The following is an 8239-nucleotide window of genomic DNA, read 5'->3' as shown; positions in this document are numbered from 1 at the left end:
TTACGCTGGATTTGCCGTAATTGCGCTCGGCAGTTGAATTTAGAAGCCAAATTAGATGATTATTGGGATGAAGATATAGGAATTAAAATGAGTTGGACAATTTATTTTGAAGAGTATATTTTACGAGAGATAAAACAGCCACTGGTATTGGCTTTAGACGAAGTGCATCGAGTCTTTGAACATCCGAAAGTAGCAGAAGATTTTTTACCTTTAATCAGAGCTTGTTATGAAGAATCTAAGCGATCTCCCCTGTGGCAGAAATTACGTTTAATTATTGTTCAATCCACAGAATCTTATGTTTCTCTGCGATTAGAACAGTCTCCTTTTAATGTGGGATTACCCATAGAGTTACAGGGTTTTGGTCAAGAACAAGTGGCAGAATTGGCAAAAAAATATCAATTAAATGAATTAGCAAACAACGAAATTCAACAGTTGATCGACTTAGTGGGGGGACATCCTGCCTTGATTCATTTAGCGATTTATCATCTTAGCCAAGAGCAAATCACGATGCCAGATTTAATCAAATCAGCAACTACATCAACGGGTATTTATTCCTCTCATTTACAGCTGCACTGGGTCAGTTTACAAAAACAACCCGAACTTGCCGATGTTTTTCAACATATTTGTCAAGGTAATCAACCAATGATAGTCGATCCAATTATTGCTTACAAACTTAATAGTATGGGTTTAATTAAACTCAGAGAAAATAAAGCAATTGTCAGTTGTCAGTTGTATCAAAAGTACTTTATAAGTCAATATACTGGTTCAGTATAAATAAATTTTTGAACCATGGTATTAAGACAGTGATCGCTCAAGCCAATCATTATTAAATATCGTCTGATAAATCCGATTATGAACGTCCATTTTCCCGTGACGCTTTACCACTAATCCAGATAAAAATAACTCAGGTAAATAGGGATTGTTATCAATCTGTATTGGTTCTTGATGGAGGATTTGTCGATACAAGGTTAATAACTGGGGTCGGTTTGGACTTTGAAGAAGGCGATCTTGAATGGTTTTTAAATGTTCGGGTTGATCCTGCATCTCCCAATCTTGAATAATTTTTTCTGCTACTAAGTTGGCCAACCATTGTTCTTCTTGATTAGAGGGGATTGGTTGCTCACTATCCCGCATCAGTTGACAGAGTTTTTGAGTTAAGAAAGGTTGCCCTCCCGTCCAGCTTAAGACTTGTTTGAGCATGGTCTGAAGATTACTGACTTTTTCTGTTAACCCATATAATAAAGGTTGAGCTTCGTGTTCTTTAAAACTTGCTAATTCAATAGCGTTACCAATATTAAAAGGTGTTTTCTGGGGGTCAGTAATTAAAGCTGAAGGTGTGGTAGCACCAAAAAAGGCAAAAGTTAGCTCTTGAAATTGAGGTTGAATCGCTCTCTGATTATAAAAAGAACGAATTAAAGCAAAAAAGTCAGAGACATCAAATTTTAACCCTAAAATGCTATCAATTTCATCAATAAATATAACAGTCGATTTTCCAGATTGCCGCTGATTAAAATCGTCATTAACTAGAAGAAAATTTTCTATAAATTGTCCTAATCGTTGTACAGGAGGCAGGTCTAATTGTTCACTCCACCAAGCTTTAAAAGTTTTCAATTCTTTGATTAATCCAAAACTGCGGAGCAGATCAACGGCTAATCCTTTATACCATTGTTCGGGGGTAATATTGTCTGTTCCTAGCCGAGTTAAGTCAATTACTGCACATCTAATTCCCTCCTTTTGTAATTGACCCATCATCCGTACCATTAAGCTAGATTTTCCCATTTGACGTGCATTTAAAACATAGCAAAATAGACCTTGTTTGAGAGCTTTATAAAGATTGCGATCAGCTTGTCGAACCACATAATTCGGTGCATCAATCGGTAAACTGCCCCCCACTTGATAGACAAATTTGGAAGGTTGTTCAGCAGTTTTAAGCAGGTCATTTTCAAAGATAAGTTCTGCTTGAGTTGCTTTCAGTACCTCTAAAGTATTTGTGAGTTCTTTTGTCCGTTCTTCTACTCTTTGTTCTAAGGTTTGATAGAGTCTTGAGTTATCAATAGAGATAGCAGCTTGAGCCACTAAAATATTTAACAGTTCAACTCTTTCTGAGGTAAATGCGCCTGTGGTTAAATTATTTTCTAAATAAACAATTCCTTTTAATTGACCTTGATTGAGTAAAGGAGTACAAAGAATGGATTTAGTTTCTTTAGCCACAATATAATAATCATTGGTAAATTGACCTTCAGATGTGGCATCATTTAAAACGATAGTTTCTTTTGTCCGAGCGACATAATTAATAATGCTAGTGGGTAAAATGGGAATTGAGTTATCATGGTCGATAGATTCTATGGGAATTGATTGTAGTATATTAACCGTTTCTTGAGCAATTGTTCCTTGAGCTTCAATGACCCAATTTCCTTGCTGTTCTAAAATCAAATAACCTTTCTGCGCTCCTGCATTTTCAATGACAATTTTCATTAAATTTGTTAGGAGATTTTCCAGTTTAATTTCTCCAGAAATCGCTTGCGAAGCTTTGAGAATAGTGGTTAAATCCAGAACTGCTCCATCATTACCAGTAGTTGAAATGGTGGTACTCAGTCCTTTAGATCTGTTTTGATTGCTGATGCCTAATAAATATTGAGGGTATTCTTCTTCTAATTGTTTAACTTTGGCCTTTGCACCCCAACGAATGTAACAATGATAAGCATTTCTGAGATATAGTTTAGCGATTTCTTCTCTACCTAAAGTAAAATAAAATTCAGAGGCACGTTCATAGGCTAAAGCCTCTTCATGGATAAATTCATATTTTTTTGCTCCTTGAATGGCTTTTTCATAAAATTCTTGAGCTTCCCAGTTTTGACCTAAGACTCTCGCTTTTTCTGCTTCAACTAGATCATATTTATGTTGAAAATTTGCTGGACAATGACTAGACCATATTGCCATCTTCTGCTGATTGTTATCTACTTGTTGTAGTAATTTTCTTTGATCATTTTGCTCTGTGTCATGATAATAAGCTAGAAAACTCAACGATGAATAGAAATTATGTTGTGCTTTAAATAGGGCTGCACCGCTTGTTACCGCTACATATTTTTCTGTATGTTGACTGTTTTCTAAGGAGGCAACAAAATCATTAAAAATATAATAATCAATCATTCTTCCGAAATAATAAATAAATAGTAACCATTGATTATTTTGGTCAAGATATTCTTGGAGATGTTTATCTTCTTCCTCTTGGGAAGTTCCTAGCAATAAAAAATCTTGATGGTGATTAATATCTCGTACATTTTTAGCAGTATTTGTCAAAATAACTAAGAATTTATGAGAATACTCTTGATTAAGTTTTTCCACAAAATGAATGTATTTTTCACAATCTCGTTCTACTTCTTCTAACTGGCATCCTCCTAAAAACTTGATAGCGCAATAGGCCTGTGCGAGAAACCCAACATATTCATTGTGTCCTGTATTAAGTCCTTGTTGCAAGCCATAAAGTAATTTTTCTTGAATGACTTGCTCATTTAGTGGATTTTTCCAACACCATATATAAGCATAATATAAAAAAAATATTTCGGCTTGAAATTTTTGATTATCATCTTTTTCTAATAAGTTAATTGCTAGTTTTCCAAACTTATAACCATAATCAATTTCTGCTGTCATTCCCGACATGAGCATTCCATAAAAAGCATAAATCGTAGAAGCTTGTGGAGGATTGCCGTATTTGATACAGAGATAAGTTAAAGTTAATACTAATTCCGTAAATAGAAGAAAATTAGTTGTATTTGAAGCAGAGCGAATTTGCAGTATTATTTTAATAGCTGCTAGTTTTTTATTGTCAGTCATTATCAAATTATCGGCCAAGTCTTCAATCGATTTATTTTTTAAAAGCAACTTTATGTATCTCTGGCGATTACTAATTCTTTTTTTGATTTCATTTTCTTGAAGAGAAATTTTGATACCTAGTTCTGGTAAAACATTGAGGGCAATATCTATCGCTTTTTGAGGTTGAAAAATTGTAAAGTAGTAGATGATTTGTATTTCATATACCTTGAGTTTATCAAATATGTCTCTAGCTTCTTTTAAGATAGTGTCAGATATTTTTTCAATTTGAGAAAATTTAGTATTTAAGTAAAGAGATTCTAAGGTTTCAACATAAAGTTCTAGAGTTAATTGATAATCAGTTTTCCAGCTATTTAATGTCAACAATTCCAATCCTTTTTCTAAATATCTTAAAGCCGAATCATAAGCTGTTGATGCTTTTGCCTTTTTTCCTGCTTTTAGATTTAACTTAGCCAGTTGATTTTTTTCTAACTGATCGGTAATTAATATTGCTCCCTGATTAAGTTGATTAACAGTATCAAATATTTTATCTTCTAATTGATGCTCTGCTTGATATTTTTCTAATAAAATACGTCCTATTTGCTGATGAAAACATTCTTTTTCTTCTTCAGAAATAAGAGAATAAGCTGCTTGTTGTACTCGGTCATGTAAAAATCGATAATAAATATCAGCAGAATAGTTAAAAGCATCTTGTAGCTTGTTATTTGACAAATCTTCTCCATTCCATAATAGAGGAATTTTATAATTTTTGTCTAGGGGAATCACCAAGCCTTCATCTAGAGCTAACTGTAGTTCTTGAGCGGTAATAGTTTCAGATTTATTATTAATAATCCTAAGGATTTCTAAATTAAATTGATTGCCAATACAAGCTGCTAACTTGAGAACCTGTTGCGTATTTTGAGATAATTTTTTAATTTTATTCACCATTAAATCAACTACATTATCAGTAATAGATAAACTTTCAATTTGTTGTATATTCCATTGCCAATAAACTTGTTTTGTGTACTTCGCTTTCTTTAAATCTAAATTTTCCCTAATAAACAGGAATTTTCTATCGTAGAGAGAATAAAACAATTGGGTTAAGAAAAAAGGATTACCCTCGGTTTTTCTGCTGAGTAATTCCCCTAAGGGTTTAGCTAATTCTCTAGAACAATTTAGAGTATCGGCAATTAATTGATTAATCTCTCTGCTTTTTAAAGGTGAAAGAGAGAGCGTATTAATTGTTTTTTGGGCTTGATTAATTTTGCCTAAAGTGTGCATTAGTGGATGAGTTGTTTCCACTTCATTATCTCGATAAGCACCAATTAGGAGAAAATAGTTAATATCTGGCTCTAAAATTAATTGCTCAATTAAATTTAGAGAAGATAAATCTGCCCACTGTAAATCATCAATAAAAATCACTAAGGGATGTTCTGGTTGACAAAAAATCGTGAGAAAACGCTTAAAAAATAAGTTAAAGCGATTTTGACTTTCCGTTTTACCCAGTGGTTCTACAGGAGGTTGCTTACCAATAATTTTTTCGAGTTCAGGGATAACCTCAACAATAATTTGACCATTATTTCCTAAAGTTTCTAGAATCTTGTCTTTATAGGTTTCAAGATGTCTTTCTGGTTCACTTAACAACTGTTTTACTAAATCTTGAAAAGCTTTAGTAATTGCTGAATAGGGAATATATCGTTGTAGTTGGTCAAATTTGCCCTTAATAACTCGTCCTCGTTGGCGTGTAATTGGTTTGTAAATTTCATTGACTAAAGCTGTTTTACCAATCCCAGAATAACCCGAAATCAGGATCAATTCAGATGAGCCTTGATTGATTTTTTCAAAAATGTTTAGGAGTTTTTCAACTTCTAATTCTCGACCATAGAGTTTTTGCGGAATCTGAAATTTTTCTGGAAGCTCCCGACTTCCTAAAGAAAATAGCTGAATCTGTTCCCCTCTTTTGAGTTGATTGAGACAAATTTCTAAATCATTTTTAATTCCCCAAGCACTCTGATATCTTTCTTCTGGGGTTTTTGCTAATAGTTTTTTGATAATATTAGACACAGCCAAGGAAAGGTCTGGAATCAGTTCGTGTAGGGGTAAAGGGTCTTGAGCAATATGACAATGAACTAACTCCATTGGGTCTGTAGTTTCAAAAGGAAGTCTGTTGGTTAAAAGTTCATAAAAAGTGACTCCAAGGGCATAAAAATCACTACGATAGTCAAGTCCACGATTCATTCTTCCTGTTTGTTCAGGTGCAATATAAGCTAACGTTCCTTCTAATTGATGGGGAGAGATAACGCTGATAAATTCTTGAGCTAACTGGCTAGAAATACCAAAATCAATAACTTTAAGTTCTTCGGTTTTGGGGTTATAGACAATATTAGAAGGGTTAATGTCTTTGTGAATAATATTGGCTTTATGAATAACAGCTAAAGCTTCAGCAATCTTAATGGCAATTTTCAAAAATTCTTCTAGGTTGAATTGACTTTGCTCTAGTAATGATTTTAAAGATTGACCACCAAAGTCTTCTAAAACCATAACTAAACTGTTTTCATATCGCTGTAACTCATAAGCTTTAATAATATTATCAACATTAAAAGAGCGAGTGATCTGGTATTCTTGTTGATAGCGAGTGAGTTCTGATGGCGTTGGGTAATTTTCTTTGAGAATTTTAAGGATAACTGCCTGATTATTGGCATGACGAAAACCTCGATAAACTAAGGAGTTAGCACTTTCGTAGAGTTTTTCGCTGATTTGATATTTTTTTTCCATTGGCTTATCAGTTCAGTCAGAAAATCAAGCTGATCAATTTGCGTCATCTCTTGATTCTCTGACCAATTTTCATAATTAAAATTGAAGATAATTACAAACAACTCAGGGGAATATAAGGTGAAGGTGGATAAACGTGCTTCAATTGGTGATTCTTCCAGTCTTCACTATGTTCGCTAGGATAAAATGGATAGGGACCATCATGCTCTTTTGCCTTTGCCCAAGTTTGAATGTCAGATTGGCTAACATTGAATTCACTGGGTCTGGGTGGATAAGGGACTGTTATTTTACCAGCTGGAAAATCTTTCCCTGTATGAACAAGTTCTGTCATAACACCATGAAAAAGCTCCCAAGTAACATCAAGGCCGTATTCAAAGATTAGCTGATAGATACTGCCAATTGGCTCCCAAATCTGGGCGAAATATTCATGTTTATCGGGATAATAAAAGTTAACTTTATCTTTATAGAAAGCTTGCCCACACAGCAAAAGAGCCAAAGCAATAAAGTCATAATTTATATTGTCTGGTTGAATCAACCAACTATATTTTTTGGTGTGGGTTTTACTATCTACTAATAGTTTTCTGGATAAATCGATCTCACTTATACGTTCTTCACCTTCTTGATCAAGCCAATAAGTACACACTTTTTGGTGAGGAAATCTCAAAATTTTTCTAACCAAATTCACTTTTGCTTTCATTTCATCTGGTATCTTTTCCGGCTCAAGCCATGTGTAAGCAATCATCTGAGATAGCTTTCGTGTTTGTAATAAGAAATAAACGGTACTCAATTCTGCTTGAGCTAAAGGATCATCCTTAGGTTGTGATGGGCAAAATCTTGGGTCAACCTTAGCTCCTGAGCTAGGAAAACTTGAGGAATCTAAATTATATTTTGTTTGTAAAGCTTCCTTAGTTCCATAGACTAATTTAGGGTGGTCTTCATTTTCAAAAATAAGTAGCTGAAAATAGTAATCATTGTATTGATTGCCATCGATCGATTTTGGTCCTTGTCCAATCTTTATAGACAAATTTGATTGTAAATTTTGAACATAACTGCGAGTAAAGACCTGTGCCATTGGTGAATTCCTCCAGGAAGTTGGTTAATAAATTTGATTCTACTGTAAAAACTCAGACTGAGCCATAAAAACGGGTAGGATTGTCCGCAAGTATCTTCTCTACTGTTTCCTTAGCTAAATCTTTCTCAAGCTTAAGCACTTGACTAACAATATCGGGCTTATGATCCATGTGTGGATAATCTGAGCCAAAGATAATATTGTCACTGCCAATGTAGTCTATAAGCCGGGACAGATAAGGTTCAGAGGGTTCAACGGCAATAAAGCATTGACGGCGAAAATACTCTGATGGCATTAATCTTACCCGATCTTTGACCTCCCAAGGTGTAACTTGATACTCTTCGTCAAGTCTCCATAACCAATAGGGTAGCCAACCGCAGCCCGACTCTAAAAATCCGATTCTTAGCTGAGGATGACGTTCTAACACTCCCCCTTCTATTAACGCTAACAGTGCCATCATCTGCTCCATGGGGTGAGAACAAGCATGAAGGGCAAAACGGGTGTTAAATCGATCGGCACCGGTGGTGGGTAAACGACTCCAATGTCCCTCATGAATTCCTACAGCCATGTCCAAATCCTCGCAGGCCG

General features: G+C 34.6%; 4 protein-coding genes. 1 reads left to right on the top strand and 3 read right to left on the bottom strand.

Going from position 1 to position 8239, the window contains the following annotated elements:
- Positions 1–774: AAA-like domain-containing protein (locus tag PX484_RS15855; protein WP_288104683.1), on the top strand; the 774-nt coding region annotated here is incomplete at its 5' end.
- Between the two features lie 21 nt (positions 775–795).
- Here PX484_RS15855 and PX484_RS15850 read toward each other — a convergent pair.
- The 3 genes from PX484_RS15850 to PX484_RS15840 all read right to left on the bottom strand — a co-directional run.
- Positions 796–6585 carry an AAA family ATPase gene (locus PX484_RS15850; RefSeq protein WP_287767195.1) on the bottom strand — a complete coding sequence of 1930 codons (5790 nt, stop codon included), beginning with the start codon at positions 6583–6585 and terminating at the stop codon, positions 796–798.
- 91 nt (positions 6586–6676) lie between these two features.
- Positions 6677–7654 carry a hypothetical protein gene (locus tag PX484_RS15845; protein ID WP_287767194.1) on the bottom strand — a complete coding sequence of 326 codons (978 nt, stop codon included), beginning with the start codon at positions 7652–7654 and terminating at the stop codon, positions 6677–6679.
- 52 nt (positions 7655–7706) lie between these two features.
- On the bottom strand, positions 7707–8239 hold a 533-nt coding region (locus PX484_RS15840; RefSeq protein ID WP_288104679.1), incomplete at its 5' end, for an amidohydrolase family protein.

It is taken from the genome of Microcystis sp. M49636_WE2 (genome assembly GCF_030065375.1).
Taxonomy (GTDB): domain Bacteria; phylum Cyanobacteriota; class Cyanobacteriia; order Cyanobacteriales; family Microcystaceae; genus Microcystis; species Microcystis aeruginosa_C.
Note: the sequence above shows the minus strand (reverse complement) of the source record. Positions and strands in the feature narration are given on the sequence as shown.

What these genes read in the sequence shown, in the direction of transcription:
- PX484_RS15850 (WP_287767195.1), bottom strand. Translation starts at nt 6,585, where the DNA reads ATGGAAAAAAAATATCAAATCAGCGAAAAACTCTACGAAAGTGCTAAC.
- PX484_RS15845 (WP_287767194.1), bottom strand. Translation starts at nt 7,654, where the DNA reads ATGGCACAGGTCTTTACTCGCAGTTATGTTCAAAATTTACAATCAAAT.